At 36.3% G+C, this 16,960-nt stretch carries 14 protein-coding genes; all 14 read left to right on the forward strand.

What is annotated here, in order from left to right; genetic code table 11:
* Positions 1 to 3 precede the first annotated feature (3 nt).
* Positions 4 to 483: a hypothetical protein gene (locus QMA00_RS10145; protein WP_290157073.1), complete on the forward strand. Its 480-nt coding sequence runs from the start codon at positions 4 to 6 to the stop codon at positions 481 to 483.
* Entirely contained in the window at positions 437 to 940 is a 504-nt protein-coding gene (locus QMA00_RS10150; protein WP_290157075.1) for a glycosyltransferase, read from the forward strand. Before QMA00_RS10145 ends, QMA00_RS10150 begins: the two co-directional genes overlap by 47 nt.
* Complete coding sequence (locus tag QMA00_RS10155) at positions 940 to 2,091, forward strand: polysaccharide pyruvyl transferase family protein (protein WP_290157076.1); 1,152 nt, start codon at positions 940 to 942, stop codon at positions 2,089 to 2,091. Before QMA00_RS10150 ends, QMA00_RS10155 begins: the two co-directional genes overlap by 1 nt.
* A complete protein-coding gene (locus tag QMA00_RS10160; RefSeq protein WP_290157077.1) occupies positions 2,088 to 3,524 on the forward strand; it encodes an oligosaccharide flippase family protein in 1,437 nt (478 codons plus the stop codon). Before QMA00_RS10155 ends, QMA00_RS10160 begins: the two co-directional genes overlap by 4 nt.
* 17 nt (positions 3,525 to 3,541) lie before the next feature.
* The gene (locus tag QMA00_RS10165) at positions 3,542 to 4,948 is read left to right on the forward strand and encodes a mannose-1-phosphate guanylyltransferase/mannose-6-phosphate isomerase (protein WP_290157079.1); all 1,407 of its coding nucleotides are present in this window, start codon (positions 3,542 to 3,544) and stop codon (positions 4,946 to 4,948) included.
* Positions 4,949 to 4,987: 39 nt separating this feature from the next.
* Positions 4,988 to 6,403 (forward strand): phosphomannomutase, encoded by a 1,416-nt coding sequence (locus tag QMA00_RS10170; RefSeq protein ID WP_290157080.1) that lies wholly within the window; start codon positions 4,988 to 4,990, stop codon positions 6,401 to 6,403.
* A gap of 536 nt (positions 6,404 to 6,939) precedes the next feature.
* Positions 6,940 to 9,138, forward strand: a complete 2,199-nt coding sequence (locus tag QMA00_RS10175; RefSeq protein ID WP_290157081.1) for a choice-of-anchor A family protein — start codon at positions 6,940 to 6,942, stop codon at positions 9,136 to 9,138.
* Between the two features lie 156 nt (positions 9,139 to 9,294).
* Entirely contained in the window at positions 9,295 to 9,645 is a 351-nt protein-coding gene (locus QMA00_RS10180) for a 3-phosphoshikimate 1-carboxyvinyltransferase (RefSeq protein WP_290157082.1), read from the forward strand.
* A 189-nt stretch (positions 9,646 to 9,834) separates the two neighbouring features.
* On the forward strand, positions 9,835 to 11,238 hold the full coding sequence (locus QMA00_RS10185) for an undecaprenyl-phosphate glucose phosphotransferase (RefSeq protein ID WP_290157084.1): 1,404 nt from the start codon (positions 9,835 to 9,837) through the stop codon (positions 11,236 to 11,238).
* Positions 11,222 to 12,436, forward strand: a complete 1,215-nt coding sequence (locus QMA00_RS10190) for an outer membrane beta-barrel protein (RefSeq protein ID WP_290157086.1) — start codon at positions 11,222 to 11,224, stop codon at positions 12,434 to 12,436. Before QMA00_RS10185 ends, QMA00_RS10190 begins: the two co-directional genes overlap by 17 nt.
* Positions 12,433 to 12,954: a polysaccharide biosynthesis/export family protein gene (locus QMA00_RS10195; protein ID WP_290157087.1), complete on the forward strand. Its 522-nt coding sequence runs from the start codon at positions 12,433 to 12,435 to the stop codon at positions 12,952 to 12,954. Before QMA00_RS10190 ends, QMA00_RS10195 begins: the two co-directional genes overlap by 4 nt.
* Before the next feature lie 23 nt (positions 12,955 to 12,977).
* Positions 12,978 to 15,185, forward strand: a complete 2,208-nt coding sequence (locus QMA00_RS10200; protein WP_290157088.1) for a polysaccharide biosynthesis tyrosine autokinase — start codon at positions 12,978 to 12,980, stop codon at positions 15,183 to 15,185.
* Between the two features lie 11 nt (positions 15,186 to 15,196).
* The gene (locus QMA00_RS10205; protein ID WP_290157089.1) at positions 15,197 to 15,925 is read left to right on the forward strand and encodes a CpsB/CapC family capsule biosynthesis tyrosine phosphatase; all 729 of its coding nucleotides are present in this window, start codon (positions 15,197 to 15,199) and stop codon (positions 15,923 to 15,925) included.
* Positions 15,918 to 16,631 (forward strand): VpsP family polysaccharide biosynthesis protein, encoded by a 714-nt coding sequence (locus QMA00_RS10210; protein WP_290157090.1) that lies wholly within the window; start codon positions 15,918 to 15,920, stop codon positions 16,629 to 16,631. Before QMA00_RS10205 ends, QMA00_RS10210 begins: the two co-directional genes overlap by 8 nt.
* The last annotated feature ends 329 nt before the right edge of the window (positions 16,632 to 16,960 follow it).

Below are 16,960 nucleotides of genomic sequence, written 5' to 3' on the forward strand. Positions count from 1 at the left end.
TAAATGAAAAACAGTAGAATTCTTACAGTCGTTAATGCAGGTGGCCATTTAACTCAAGCTATGTGTGTTATGAGTGTATTTGATGAGTTCCATTTAGTAACATCAATAAAGATTGAAGCAGAGTTAGGTGCTAAATCTGTAACGATTATTAATAGCACTCAATTTAACCCCTTAATCCATATAAAAAATGTTTTTAAAGCCTACCGAATTATAAAAAAAATTAACCCCGCGGCAATTTTTAGTACCGGAGGTCCTATTTGTATTCCTTTTGCTATTGTAGCAAAAGTCTTAGGGATCAAGTTTATCTATTTGGATACATTATCAAGAGTTGTTGAATTGTCTAATACGGCGAAGTTTTTATATAAATTTAAGTTGGCTACTAAAATAATGTGCCAATGGGAAAACGTAGCTAACAAGTATCAAGGAGTAGAGTATTATGGGAAAACGTTCAATATATGTAACGACCGGAACATGCCACTTTGAGTTTAGTCGGATGTTAAACTTAGTTGAAAGCTGTTTGAAAAGTGTATCTGAAGTTTTTGATGTTTATTTGCAGTATGGTAATACAAATTCGATTGAGCTGACGGGAAACAGAGAAAAGAGAGATTTTTACTCTAGGGATCAATCTGAGTCACTGTATAAGAACTGCGATATAGTTTTTAGTCATTGTGGCATTGGCAGTATTTTTAATTCTTTAAAATATAATACGCCGACAGTGATAATTCCGAGGTTGAAAAAATTTGATGAATTTTCTGACGATCATCAGTTACAAATAGCTGAAGAGATAAAGTTAAATCCGCTGATTTTAATGTTAAACGAAGAAAATCCCCAACTATTTTTAGATTTTATAACCAAATACCAAAATCACAAGAAAGTGGAAGTTGATTTAATCAATTACAATTTAGCAAGCAAACTAAAAAGCATAATACTAGAAGATTAATGATGAAAGTAACTATAGCGGCAGTCCCATATTCGGACAACTTAGGTGATGGTGTAATTGCAGATAATTTAGAGGATTTTTTACTCAGAGAATCTGACTGTGAAGTAACAATTTGTGACATATCTTACAGAACAGAAGTTTCTACATCTGTAAATAAAGAAAATAAACTTGATTTCTTTATGTCATTACCAAAGATTATTAGGCAACTTTTTGTTGTAACTTTTTTTACTCTCAAATACTTAACTAAGGGTAGAAAATATCTGAGCAAAAGGATTAAGGATGCTGATCTCCTATGTGTTGGAGGAGGCCAATTAATTAGCGATGTAGACCTTAACTTTCCGATAAAGTTGTATTTTTTAATAAGGGTTGCTGAAAGATATAATATACCTACAAAAATCATCTCTGTTGGTGTTGCTAATAAATGGAACTGGATAAGCAAGGCGCTAATGGGAAGAGTCCTTCGTTCACACACTGTATCTTTAGTTAGTGTTCGTGATGAGTTATCTAAGGAAAACTTGGCTAAGTATTTTGATTACACAGATAGTATTATATTACCTGACCCTGCATTAATGTCTTTGTATGTAAAAGAATATACTGAAAGTAAGCAAAGAAAAGACGATAAAAATTTTATTGGGGTAGGAATTGCTGATCTGAATGCGCTGAATTACTCCGCAGATAAATTGAGTTTAAGGGAGAATAACAAAAGTCTTCACTATTCAGAGATAATTAAGATGATAAATAATCTTGGGTTCAGAGCAATTTTATTTACAAATGGTGCAACAGAAGATGAAAGGTATCTTCATTCTGAACTATTACCGATATTAGATTCAGAGTTATTAGACTTTGAGGTTGCCGAAAGGCCTCGTACAACTGTTGAACTTGTAAATATTATAAGAAATACAAAAGGACTTATTGCCTTTAGACTTCATGCAAATATCATAGCAACAAGTTTTTCCATTCCTTGTTTTGCTATAGGCTGGGATAACAAGGTTAATTCTTTTTTTAAGTATATTAACGCAGAAGAATATGTATTCGAAAGCTTAGCTGTGGCTCTTTCGAAAAAAGACTTTATAAGTAAAAAGATTAATTATTCTTTAAATTATGATTTTGAAAAGGTAGTTCTTAGTTATAAAGAATTTTTCAAATTATGATCGAGATTAGTGTTACTCAGAAGTTGAATCGTGCAATATTAAGTAGCTTATCTGGAAAGTATGCAACCTACTTAATTCAAATTATATCGCTTATGATTTTAAGCAGGTTATTCGATCCCGCGACGTTTGGTAAAGTTGCAGCTATTCAAGTTTTTGTCATGTTTTTTCAGATGCTTTCATCATCTGGATTAAACTCTGCGATAGTTTATAAAGATGAAATCTCGGTTAGTGAGCGAGATGGAATATTTAGTGCCACATTATTAGTCGGTATATTTGCCACTATTATATATTTATTGCTGAGCCCATCTATTTTTTCTTTATTAAGAGTTGATAGTGATTATTTTTTAAATATCATCTTAGCAATTTCTATAGTTTTTTCTGCATCTAGTATTATGCCTCTTGCTTCATTACAAAAAGATACTAAGTTTATATTAGTTGCCAGAGCTGAGATTTTTGCTGAGCTAATGTCTTTATTAGCTTGTTATATAACTTATCTTAATGGTTATGAAGAAAGGGCTTTAGGTATTAAAATAGTTACAGTCGCTATTATTAGATTTATTGCATATTATTATTTTAGCTCCGAAACAGGTGTTGGTAGGCCATTTCTTGGAAGTAAAGTAAAATCAATAAACTCTTTAATGGGTGTTGCTAAGTTTCAATTAGCTTTCAATGTTGTGAACTATTTTTCAAGAAATTTAGACACCATACTTATTGCTAGATATTTTGGTGTTGCAACTGTAGGGTTTTATGAAAAATCTTATCAGTTAATGCGCTACCCTTTGCAAATGTTCACTTTTGCTATTACACCTGCATTACAGCCAGTGCTTACCAAATATAAGGATACACCTGAAATTGTAAAAAATGAGTTTTACAAAGTGGCCTTTAAATTAAGTCTCTTGGGTATATTTGCATCTACAATATTATTTTATAATGCAAAAGATGTAATATTTATCCTCTTTGGAAATCAATGGGGTCAAACTATTCCTATATTACAAGTGCTCGCTGTAACAATTCCATTGCAAATGGTTTTAAGTTCTACAGGTGGAATTTATCAAGCTTTTGGTGCGACAAAGGACATGTTTAAGTGTGGCGTTTTTTCTTCTTTTCTAAATATATTAGCAATTTTAATTGGTATCTACTTAGGTAACGTTTTAGTTCTTTGTGGTTTGTTAACTCTTTCTTTTTTTATTAATTACTTACAATGCTTTTATGTATTACATAACAATGTTTTTAAAGCTAAGCTTGATTTTAAGTTTTTAAGTATAAGTTTAATTATTTTAATTCCATACACTAATTTCTTCTTTTTTGAGCAAGCTTATGTTTTTCCAAGCAACTATTTACAGGCCGCTTTAAATGTTCTTTTATTTTCGGCTTTTGCTCTCCCTTTAATTTTAGTGCTTTATTTTTTATTTAGAAAAAAGTTTATTAATTAATATCAAAAGGAATAATAATGATATTACCAGTAATTATGGCAGGTGGTTCAGGTACTCGTTTATGGCCGTTATCACGTGGCAATTATCCAAAACAATTTTTAGCGTTGGATGATTCAAATACAACAATGCTACAACAAACAATCAAACGTTTAAGTGGCATTGAGCATTCGCCAGCTATGCTTATCTGTAATGAAGAACATCGCTTTATTGCCGCTGAGCAGGTACGTCAACTAGATGTTCAGCATTCAGGTATATTCTTGGAACCTGTCGGACGTAATACAGCTCCAGCTATTGCTTTAGCAGCTCTAAAAGCAATAGAAAATGATCAAGATGCTTTACTACTCGTGCTTGCAGCTGATCATGTTATTGAAAATCCAATAGCATTTCAGGAAAGTGTTAAAAATGGTGCAGAGTTGGCTAAGAGAGGAAAACTAGTCACTTTTGGTATTGTTGGAGATAAGCCAGAAACCGGTTATGGTTATATTAAACGAGGTGAACAATACCAAACAGGCTTTGTAGTTGATAAGTTTGTAGAAAAACCAAGTTTGGATGTTGCAGAACAGTACATAGAAAGTGGTAATTATTACTGGAATAGTGGCATGTTTATATTTAAAGCGAGTCGCTATTTAGAAGAATTAAAAACATACCGCCCTGATATTTATTCAGCATGTTCAAGTGCGATGAAAGTTCAGAGTGATGATATGGATTTTATTCGTGTTGATAAAACGGCGTTTGAAGCATGTCCAGATGAGTCTATTGATTATGCAGTGATGGAACATACCAAAGATGCAGTTGTTGTCCCTATGGATGCAGGGTGGAACGATGTAGGTGGTTTTGTTGCTTTGTGGGAAGTATCAAAACAAGATGAAAGTGGCAATGCATTTAATGGTGATGTAAAAGCAATAAATACAAAAAATACATTAGTTTATAACGATGACAAATTAATAGCAGCAGTCGGCGTTGAAGACCTAGTAATCATAAATACTAAAGACGCTGTATTAGTTGCACATAAAAATGAATCACAAAAAGTTAAAGCAATAGTACAGCAGCTAAAAGATGAGCACCGAAGCGAAGCTACTTTTCATAGGGAAGTCTATCGCCCTTGGGGTAAATATGACTCGGTTGATAACGGTGAACGCTTTCAAGTAAAACGTATAACAGTTAAACCAGGTGCTAAGTTGTCGGTTCAAATGCATCATCATCGCGCAGAGCATTGGATCGTGGTTTCGGGTACAGCAAAAGTTCACCTAGACGGAAAAGAGCAATACTTGACAGAAAATGAGTCCGTATACATCCCTATAACTTCGGTACATGCACTTGAAAACCCTGGTAAAGTGAACCTTGAACTTATAGAAGTGCAGTCTGGTTCGTATTTAGGCGAAGATGATATAGTTCGTTTTGAAGATAGATACGGCCGAACATAAAAATGGGTAATTTGATAGTAATTATATTTAGAGGGCACTATGGATAGTTCGATTCTTATTGAACAAAGCGGCATTGAGTTTGGCACTTCAGGAGCCAGAGGATTGGTAACACAGTTTTCAAATGAAGTTTGCATTGCTTTTACCTTGGCATTTTTAAGCACTCAAGGCGAGGTAAAACGAATTGCATTAGCAATTGATAATCGCCCAAGTAGTCCTGCAATTGCTAAAGCATGCTTTAGTGCTGCTAGAGCAATGGGTGTTGAGGTTGATTTTTACGGAGTTATACCAACGCCTGCCCTTGCTTTTAAATCTCAAGAGGATTCCGTACCGGCAATAATGGTAACAGGGAGTCACATTCCTTTTGATCGCAATGGTTTAAAGTTTTACACCAAAACAGGTGAAATTACCAAGACAGACGAGAGTAAGATCTTATCGGCCAAAGCTAATATTGATACAGTAGTACTTTTGCCATTACCTGAGTTAAACAAAAGAGCTTATGAATTATACTTAAAACGCTACTTAGGCGTTTTTTCTGACGATTTATTGCAAGGTAAAAAAATTGGAGTCTATCAACACTCTAGTGCTGGCAGAGAACTATATCCTGAATTGTTTAAAGCGTTAGGCGCAGAAGTAATATGCCTTGGTTATAGTGATGATTTTATACCAATAGATACTGAGGCTGTAGGCGAATCTGATAGAAAGCAAGCAAAAGCTTGGGCTAAAGAGTATGGTTTAGATGCTATATTTTCAACCGACGGTGATGGTGATAGACCATTACTAGCTGACGAAAATGGAAATTACTTTACTGGAGATGTTTTGTGTTTACTCGCAGCAAAAAGTTTAGGCATAGAAGCACTTTCAGTCCCGGTAAGTTGTATTAGTACTATAGAGCAAATCGATTTTTTTAAAAAAGTAATACGTACAAAAATTGGCTCTCCTTACGTAATTGAGGCATTTAAAGCGCTTCAAGAAGATTACAGTAGTGTTGCCGGTTTTGAAGCTAATGGCGGGTTTTTATTAGCTTCTGATATATATATAGAAAATACAAAAATCACTCGTTTAGCTACAAGAGATGCATTGTTGCCTGTGTTAGCAGTGTTAAGCTTTTTTGGCAAACAGAAGCTTTCTTCAGCGGTAGAACTTTTGCCTCATCGTTTTACCTATAGCGATAGGTTACAAAATATCGACAAAGGATTGAGCTCATCTATTATTAATTTAGGGAAGCAAGAAACAGAAAAACTTTTATTGATTTTAAATTTAGAGGGACTAAAAATAGCTAACGTTATTGATATAGATGGACTACGTTTAACCTTTACTAATCAGGATGTTGTGCATATAAGACCTTCGGGTAACGCACCTGAATTAAGGTGTTATACCGAGAGTAATAGCTTTCTAAATGCAAAGGTATTGGCCGATAAAGTATTAGTATCTATAAAAAATTACTTTAAAGCTTAGGCATTCATAATAATTGCCTTTTTTCTTATGAGGTAAAGTAACTTTTATAAACCCCGTCTTTTTATTCTTTAGCAATTATTAAGACGAGGTTTATAAAAGCTAAATCTTTAACTTTTAAACCTCCACAAAAATTATTTTCTACTTGCAATTATTAAATTAAGTATTCCTAGCTTATACGTCCATAAGATTTTACGTTCGATCTCAGTGTATTTTCGTATTTATACTTATCTCTCTAGTTATTCATTAAAGAGAAGATATTTTCTTTTTGACATTGTATTTACATTAAGTGATACTTTAGTGTTTAAAGTTTGTTTTTTTTAACTTATTTCAGCTCTTATTTTATTGTAAGTTATTGATTTTAATTTTTGTTCCTCTTTCATTTACTTTAAATTAGTACTTTTGTAGTGTTTTCTGTTCCTTTTGATTTTATTTGTGTATATAATGTTCACCAAGAACTGGATGAATTAACTTTCATTAAACAAATGACTTTAACTTGGTGCCTATGATGCACTTTTTCATTTTCGAGGGATAAAATGATGAACTCATTACTAAAATTTAAAAAAGTAAGTGCAGTGATCGCACTTTCTTTAGCCAGCTCTACAACACTGGCTGCAGATTTAGGCGTTGCCAATAATTTTTCTGCATTTGTTTTTAATGATTTTAAATCGAATTTTGGCCGTGCAGATGGTGCAATTGCAGCAGGTGAAATTGATCTTAAAGGTTACAGCGTGGGTTACACTCGCCCATACAGCCCTGAAGAATATTACTTAATTAGTGAATCTACCATCGACTTTAAATATGGTCGCCAATATGTAGGTAGTATGATCGCTGGTGGTGGTACTGATGTTCACTGGAGTGTTCGTTGGGGTATGGAGTGGGGCTCTAAAATACTTTCTAATCAAGATGAGACGGCATTACCATTTAACTTTGATGAGCAAGAGCAATATTACAAAGATTTAAGTACACAATTAAGTGAACTGGATGAAACAGGTACAGTGTACCGTAAATGGGGTGGCCTTTATTTACAAGGTGATGGAAGCTCTGATAGACAAGTATTTAATTTAGATGCTCGTGACTTTGCTAAAGCGCATACTTTTAAAGTATGGGGTATTCCTGCGGATGCCACTGTAATTTTTAATATTACAGGTGATGATAACATAGTTGTAAAAGGTAAAAGCTTTGCACGTTTACGCCACCATGCGAGTAAAACCGTGTTCAACTTTACTAATGCTCAAAAGCTAGATATTAAAGGCAATCGTTGGCAAGGTGTAATATTAGCGCCCTATGCTGATGTTAGGGGTGTTTACGGTACCGCTAAAATGCCAATTATTGGCCAAAGTTTTTATGGTTCTATGGCATTGTTAGGTGGCGAATTTAATGGTGATTTACCATCAGTAGCTCAACCAATTAAGCCTTTCGCTTTAGAAGAAAAGTGGAATTGGAACTCAAGCGATTTTTTACCTGAATATAATCAAGTTATCTCAACACCTATTGTTGTCCAGCTTAATGACGATAATGGTGATGGCTTTATTGATAACAAAGATGTTTCAGATATTGTGGTTACTACTTACAAAGACAACCTTTTTTATAAGACCGGTTTAGTTCGTGCTTTAAGTGGGGTTGATGGTACTGAATTATGGAATTATGCAAACGGCGGCGTATTTAGCGATACTCGTCATTCTTTAGCAGCAGCAGATTTAGACGGTGATGGTTTTGTAGAGATAATTACAAATGATCAGACGTCAGACGTTGTACAGGTAATTAATCACCTCGGTGAAGTTAAAAAAGAGTTTATAAAATTTGGTAAACCTAATGGTTCAATTGTTGTTAGTGATTTAAATAATGATGGACAGGCTGAAATTGTTGTTGGTAATAACGTATTTAGTTATGAAACTGGTTTTATGTTTTTAACTAGTGTTGCTGCTATTGGTTCTATGAGTTTTGATTCTAACAATAATGGAAATCAGGAAATATTTGTTGATGGTGGTTTACACGACTCTAATGGTGCTCAATTATGGCAGTATGGTCAACCAGATACAATGTTGTTTAGCGCCGTAGCTAATTTAGATGACGACCTTGAACCTGAAATTGTCGTTAGTAACCCATCGTCAAATCCTAACGAAGGACAACTAACAGTACTTGAACATAATGGCAATGTTAAATGGCAAGTAACAAATCCCACTAATTTGGGAGGTGGCGTACAGGCTGTATCAAATTTCCTAGGAATGAATAATATAGGAATAGTACATGCTGGCGAAAATGCTGTTGATATGTACGACAAAAACGGACAACTAGTATGGTCAGTAATAAATGAGGGTACAAGCTGGAGGCTTGGCGTTAGCGCGTTCGATTTTAACGGCGATGGTATCGATGAAGTAATAGTGCAAAATCGTCTAAGTGTTAGAGTTTTAAATGGTCTTGATGGCTCTGAATTAGCTAAAGTAGAAAATTCCACGTTAGCTCTTTGGGAATATCCGATTGTAGTTGATTTAGCAGGTGATAATGATGCTGAACTGATTGTTACTTCAAATAACTCCAAGAGCGAGTACAACATAAATAATGGTGTAACGGTTTACGGATCAGTTGAAGGTAGTCTGCCATGGAAAAATGCAACCCGCATTTGGAATCAACATTCGTTTCATCAAACAAATATTGGTCAAGATGGTAAAGTACCAACTGTAGAGTTGCCAAGCTGGTTAAATAATAATACTTACCGCTCTAGTACACTTAAATAAAAGTACTTTTAGCAAATGAAAGCCAATTAACTTTTAATTGGCTTTTTATTATCAAATAGTTGTTTAAAATAATTGGCAATTAATAATCACGTTGAATTTGAGGTTTTTTTGTCGAACTTACAGCAAGATCCAGCTATTAGAAGTTTACTGGAGAGAATGCCTAAAAACATTCAAACTACATTTACTGATGAACAGTTAGCGCATTTAAAAATAGCCATTGGTGCTAGGCAGTGGGGTAACCATGCTGTTGATTGCAGAGGCGTAGTTAAGTTTTTTAAATACCGTTATTACTATGTTTTTTTAGCAGGTCGAAACAGGCGTGAATTAAGCGCAAAAGAGCAAAAAGTAGCAAGGTTTACTCAAGCATTAATTTTAAGCATCGCAGCTACTTTTATTATTTTATTTACATTGTTGGTTTTATATTTACTTAAATCGGCATTAGGCATTGATATTTTTGCAGGGTATTCGTTTGGGGTTTGGAGTTGGTTTAAGGGGTTATTTAATTAAACCTAAGTAAAATGCGAGTATTTACTTTAATACTTATTAAATAAGTAAGAGTTAGCTAAAAGATTTAAACACGAATTTTAGTACTTTTGTCGGAATCAGTAATTGAACAAAATTGGCTAATACTATATTATCCTGTTGATTTTTTTGGGGCTTTACTCACACTGAATTAGCTATAAGGAATTAAGCAAAATGACATCTCCAAGGACTTTCAAACCGTCAGGTTCCTCTGATGCCAATTTTTACCGATTATTTGATATATTTGCGTTATTTTTAGCGTTTCAGTGCGCAGCCCTTCTTTACAATTTTAAACTTACCCCTATTTATGCCGCATCTGCACTCACTGTTGCCCTAAGCTATTTATACAGTGCTGAGCTGTTTTCTACCTACCGTTCTTGGCGTGCAGGAAAATTTAGAACAATGGTAATGTGTGCATGGGGTAGTGTTTTAATTGCCTTTGCGTTTTTATTAGTCGTGTCGTTTTTATTTAAGTTTACTGAGTTGCTTTCTCGCGTGGGAATCGCGATTTGGTTTATGCTTAGTGTGGCGTATTTATATATTTGGCGCTTAGGGGTTTATTGGTATAAACGTAGCCGCCGTAAATTAGGGCTATCGCAACGCAATGTGGCCATTATTGGTGCTACAGAATCGGCCGCATACTTACATGCTGAAATTATAAAGCACGATGAACTAGGCTTTAATTTTAAAGGCTTTTACGATGACAGAAACCCAGAGCGCCTGTTTGAACAACTCGAACAAAAAGGTATTGAGGGCCGTATTCAAAGTGCAGTAGATGCTGCTCGCAATGGTGAAATAGACATACTTTATATTGCGTTGCCCATGAAAGCGCAAAAACGCATAGCCGATATTTTATTGCAGTTAGGCGATACCACCGTAGACGTACACATAGTGCCTGATTTTTTACTCTCGAACTTAATACATGCTCGTATTGAACATGTGGGTGATGTTGATACATTAAGCGTGTTTGAGGCGCCTTGTATTGGTGCTCACGAATTTATAAAGCGTACAGAAGATATAGTAGTATCAGCTATTATTGTTACCTTAATCACCCCACTATTATTGACTATTGCTGCCGCCATAAAGCTGAAATCTAAAGGGCCTATACTATTTAAGCAAGATCGCTATGGCTTAGATGGCCGAAAAATAAAAGTGTGGAAGTTCCGCTCGATGACGGTGACCGAAAACAGCGATGTAGTGACTCAGGCAACCAAAAACGATGCCCGCATAACTCCGTTAGGTGGCTTTTTACGCCGTACTAGCCTTGACGAACTGCCGCAGTTTATAAATGTTTTAAAAGGCGATATGTCGATTGTTGGCCCTCGGCCCCATGCGGTTGCCCATAATGAAGAGTACCGAAAAAAAGTAGAGTTTTACATGTTTAGGCATAAAACCAAACCGGGAATTACCGGTTGGGCACAAATTAACGGCTGGCGCGGCGAAACCGATACACTCGATAAAATGGCTAAGCGAGTTGAATACGATTTACATTACATTAAACATTGGTCTTTATGGTTTGATGTGAAAATAATTTTTATGACAATTTTTAAGGGATTTAAAAGTGAAAATGCGTACTAATACAATTACCACTTTACTTGTTTCGTTAGGCTTATCTGCACCTGCATTGGCAGTAGAATTACAACCAGGCAGTGTAATGACTAAAGACGGCGCTGAGATTACACCTACGCTGCAGCTGGGTGTAAGTAGCAACGACAACTTTTTTAGCACTCCAGAAAACACCGAGTCGCGTTTAATATGGAATATAGCGCCGAGTTTAAATGCGCTTATTGAAGATGGCCCTGACAGTTATAAATTTGATATTGCATCTAGCACATCGCTTCATAATAAAGACACCACTGATAATTTCACTCAAGTAAACTTGGGTGCTGGTGTGCACAAAGAGTTTACTAGTCAACACCGTTTAGATGTAACAGGCGATGCTGATTGGTTATACGAGTCACGCGGTGCGGGTTTAACCGAAGGCCAGGGCAGTGCGCTAGATGAGCTTGTAAATTATCAGCAACAAAATCTAACTGCTCGTTATGAATATGGTGCCCAAAGCTCTAAAGCTCAGGTTGCTGTAACGGCAGGTTATTATAACAAAAATTATCAAAATTTTACGGCTATATCGCAGTTTCGTGATTACGACAAACCTATGTTAGGTATTATTGGTTATTATAATACCCAAGCAGGTACGCGTGCCTTTTTAGAAGTAAAGCAAGAAAACTATCAATACGATGTAATTGATTCAAACGGTATTTCACGTGACTCAGACGATGTAAAAGTATTATTAGGTATGGAGTGGGAAGCAACAGCTGTTACTACTGGCTCATTTAAAGTGGGTTACCAAAATAAAGATTTTGAGTCAAACCTGCGCGATAACTTTAGTGGTTTAAGCTGGGAAGCTGCCGCTGTTTGGAAGCCGCTTTCTTACTCATCACTACAATTAGTTACTAGCCGTGCGGCTAAAGATCCGTTATTAGAAGGCGATTATATTCGCGAGAGTGTTTACGGTGCAACGTGGCAGCACGATTGGAGCGACTACTTAAGCTCGGTAGTCAGTGCTAATTATGTTGATCAACAGTACTCTGGTAATTTTAACCGTAAAGATAAAGTTAAAAATGCCCGCCTAGGCTTAAATTATTTAGCCAGCAACTTTGGTATGGTAGCCGGCTATGTTGATTTTATTGACCGTAATTCAACCCAAACTAATATTGAATTTGATCGTGTAATTGTTGGACTTAACTTTACATTTGCATTAAAGGGAAATGAATGAAGGCTAAAATTTTAACTGGCTTAATATTATTACTGAGCTTTGGTAGTTTTGCGAACGATTCGCAAAACTACATTTTAGGTGCGGGTGATAAAATAGAAATAAAAGTATTTGGTCAGCCTGATTTAAACGTAACCTCACTGCTTGGTAATAGCGGTGAAATTAACTATCCGTTTTTAGGTAAGGTTAAGCTGGTGGGTTTAAGTGTTTCGCAAGTTGAGCAAACAATAAGCGAAGGTCTGCAGCCGGACTATTTAGTTAACCCTAATGTATATGCGCAAGTTATAGAATATCGACCTTTTTATATACATGGTGAAGTTAAAGAGCCAGGCGCTTACCCTTACCAACCTGCTATGACGGTAAACCAAGCAATAGCTTTAGCCGGTGGGTTAACCGAGCGCGCCTCAGTTGATAAAATATTTATTTTTAAAGAGCAAACCAAACAGCAGCAACAAAAAGGTAGTTTAAATAGCCAAATTGCAGCGGGTGACACCATAAAAATAGAGCAGCGCTTGTTTTAAGCAGTTTAAGGCAGTAATAAAAAATGAATACACATACCGAAAAACCTAGCAATAACTTGGAAGTTGTTGATTTGGGTGCTTATATTAATGTTATTAAGCAAAGTAAATGGAAGATTTTAGGCTTTGCTATTGTAGTTACATTGCTCACTATTATGGTTGCATTAACCTTGGTTCCTAAATATACCGCCACTGCAACCTTATTGATTGAGTCGGAGCAAACCAAAGCGGTGAGTTTTGACGAAATATACGGCTTAGATTCAACTAAAAAAGAGTATTACTTAACTCAGTTTGAAGTGATTAAGTCAAACAGCATTGCTCGTGAGGTAATTACTAAACTTAATTTAAAAGACCATACCGACTTTATTGCTGAACCTTCACTCACTGGTGAACTAAAAGGCATGGTTAAGCAATTACTGCCTTTTTTAAATCAAAAAGAAAGCTCTGTTCTTAGCGAAGAAGAGCAAGCAGAGCGAGAAATGTTAGGTTTGCTTGCTGCGTTTAAGTCTCGTTTAACGGTGTCTCCAATTCGTAATACCCAATTAGTGCAAGTAAGTTTTGAGTCGAGCGACCCAAAGCTTGCAGCTTTAGTGGCTAATACGGTGGGTGAAGTATACATAGAAAGCCAAATGCGCGCTAAAATGGGTATTACTAAGCAGGCATCGAGCTGGTTAAACACGCGTTTATCTGAATTGCGTGTACAATTAGATAGCTCTGAAGTGCGTTTACAAGCTTACCGAGAAGAACAAAAACTGGTTGATATAGAAGGTATAGCAGGGCTTGTTACCCAAGAGCTTGAGCAAACCTCAAAACAGCTAGTTGATGCGCGTGCGACTAAAAATAATCTAGAAAGCATTAACCGTGTTATTAACGAATATGGTAACGACAACATAGAGTTACTTGGCAGTATGCCTGAAATTACCTCGCATCGTGTAGTACAAGATGTTAAACGCGAAGTGGTCTTAGTTGAGCGTAAGGTGAGTGAGCTTAGTGAAGTTTATGGCCCTAAACACCCGAAAATGATTTCAGCTAAATCTGAACTTGCTACAGTTAAAACTAACCTTAATAAGCAAATTAAAGGGTTAATTACCGGTATAGAAAAAGAGCTTAACAGAACAACGCGAACTGTAAATGCGCTTGAGCGCGACTTGGCTAAAATTCGTGCTGAATATCAAGACATTACCCGTAAAGAAACTCAATATAATCAATTAAAACGTGAAGTTGAGACAAACCGTAATATTTTTAATACCTTCTTATCGCGCTCTAAAGAAACCGAAGTAACCAGTGACTTTAGCTCAGCTGCAGCGCGCTTTACAGACCGTGCTTATGCACCAAAAGACCCAAGTAAGCCTAACAAAAAGCTGATTGTTATATTAGCCTTTGTTGCCAGTTTTGGTTTTGCTGTAGTAATGACCTTTGTTTTTGATGCCTTAAACGACACAGTTAAAAATAAAAATGATGTAGAAAATAAACTCGCGCAGCGTATGTTAGGATTATTACCGCATGTTGTAGTGCCTAAAAAGAGCTTTTTCCCGATACATGCTTATTTAGAAGATACTTATCGTCGCTTTGCTGAGTCGGTACGTACCTTACGCACTAGTTTATTGCTAACTCAATTAGATAGAGCGCATCAAGTTATTGCGGTTACCTCTACCTCCCCAGGGGAAGGTAAAACCACCACCTCTGCAAACTTAGCGATGTCGTTGGCACAAATGGGTAAGGTATTACTGATTGATGCCGATTTACGTAAACCAGCCTTAGCTAAACGTTTTGATATACCTGTATTTCATCCTGGCTTAAGTAATTTAATGATAGGTACTGAGCAATTAGCTGAGTGTGTACATGTTGATACGCAATCGGGTGTCACTATTATGCCAAGTGGGCAAATACCATCGAATCCACTTGAGTTGTTGTCAAGCCCACGCTTTGCTGAGCTACTTAGCGAGTTAAAAGCGCAGTACGATCATATTATTGTTGATACACCGCCTACACAAGCAGTAAGTGATGCATTGGTAATTGCACAAAGTGTTGATTCAGTTGTTTATGTTGTTAAATCTGACATAACCCGTATTAAACCTATTACAGCCGGCCTTGAGCGTTTATTTGAAGTAAAAGCTCACGTTGCTGGTGTGGTACTAAACAAGGTAGATATGAGTAAATCTAAAGATGAGCATAGCCATGGTTACTATGATTATTACGATTACTCACAGCAACCTCAAAAGCCACAAGTGTAATTAAGTAATTTATGATTGATATTCATACGCATATTTTGCCGGGTATTGATGATGGCGCTAAAGATTTAACTGAATCTTTGGCGCTTTTGAAATTGGCCGAAAGCGATGGTATTACTCATATGGTGGCAACGCCACATATACATGTGGGGCGCTTTAATAATGCGACGGCTCAAATAAAAAACGATTTAGAGAGTTTAAAGCGAGAGGCAAAAAAAGAAGGTATTAATGTAAAGTTGGCTGCCGCTGCAGAGGTACGTTTAGACATAGAGCTTATGGCAATGGTGATGGCTAATAAACTGCCTTTTATTGGGAAAATAGCAGACAAAAGCGTGTTGTTATTAGAGTTACCGCATTCACACATGCCGCAAGGTTACGATAAGTTTATTCAGTGGCTCGCTAAACAAAATATACGCGTTATTATTCCGCACCCAGAGCGTAATCGCGATATTCAGTCAAATCTTTATTATATTCAACACTTAAACCAATTAGGTTGCGACTTTCAGCTAACGGCATCGAGTATTGAAGGTGAGTGGGGCGAAAGCGCACAAACTATAGCGTTACAAATGCTAAAAGATGGTTTAGTGAACTATGTTGCCTCTGACGCTCATTCAGTAAAGCGCCGACCGCCTATTTTAAGTCAAGCTAGAAAAGCAGTAGCGCAGTTATTAGGTGAGGAGCGGGCTACAGCGCTTTTTGTAACTAACCCGCTGCAATTAACCGAGTACTTATTTAATGACTAAATTAAACATGTTCAAGGTAGTTCCTGCTGCTATATTAGCCATGATAGTACTTGTTATCGCTTATATCAGCATGCAAAGTATGCGCGCTAATGCGTGGTACTTTAATGCACTTAATATTGTGCAAGAGTCGGATGGTGCTTTATCTGGTTCATCGCTTCAGGCGGCAGAAAATGCGATTACCTTGGCTACTAATATGGATCCTGAGCATCCTCATTATTGGCACTTTTTAGCCCATATAAAAATGCTAGGTTTAGCCGGAATTGATACCACATCGAGTGATCAAGCTGAACAAGTTAAGCAAACATACCAACAAGCTGAGCAAGCGTTATTAAAGTCGGTTGAGCTTAGACAAACTTGGGCACTAACCTGGATAAGCTTGGCACAAGTTGTCAGCTATCAAGAGGGGCCTACCGAGCGGGTATATAATTATATTCAGCAAGCCAAAAAAGTCGGCCCTTATAAGTTAGATGTTCATTTAGGTATTATTCAAATTGCTTTAATGCATTGGAATGAACTACCACCTACTTACAAAGCCCTTTATGTGAACGAGCTTAAATTAGCCTCTAAATATGGTTATAAATTTTATGATGTGTTTAGTATGGCTGAGCAAATGAATCGTTTGCCAATAGTGTGTTTATCGCTGCAATTTGGTTCTCATTATGAGGCTATTAGAGGCAGTTGGATGTTTAATAAGTACTGTGGTTAAAACACGCGCTTCGAGCAACGAGATATGGGCTGCGAGGTGCGTGCTAAGGTCTCAGATCTTAGGGTTGATTGTAGACGCATAGCTTGCTCGCTTAACAAGCGCAGCTTCTGGTTTTGAGTATTTTTATCTTCTAAATGCTAAGTGTCTATAACTTCTTTTTTTTAAATAATTCACCAAGACCAAATTGCACTGAGAGAAGCGAATGAGGAGTAAATGAGAAAACACTAACGACTAGGCCTAGTTATTAATTAAAATATTCTGTATTTGTCACTATCTCTAAAAGCGCAGCGTTTCTTAATCCTCCTTGCTCATGATTTGCTTAGATTTAA

The sequence above is a fragment of the Pseudoalteromonas sp. APC 3694 genome, assembly GCF_030407565.1.
In the GTDB taxonomy this organism is placed as follows: Bacteria; Pseudomonadota; Gammaproteobacteria; order Enterobacterales; family Alteromonadaceae; genus Pseudoalteromonas; species Pseudoalteromonas tetraodonis.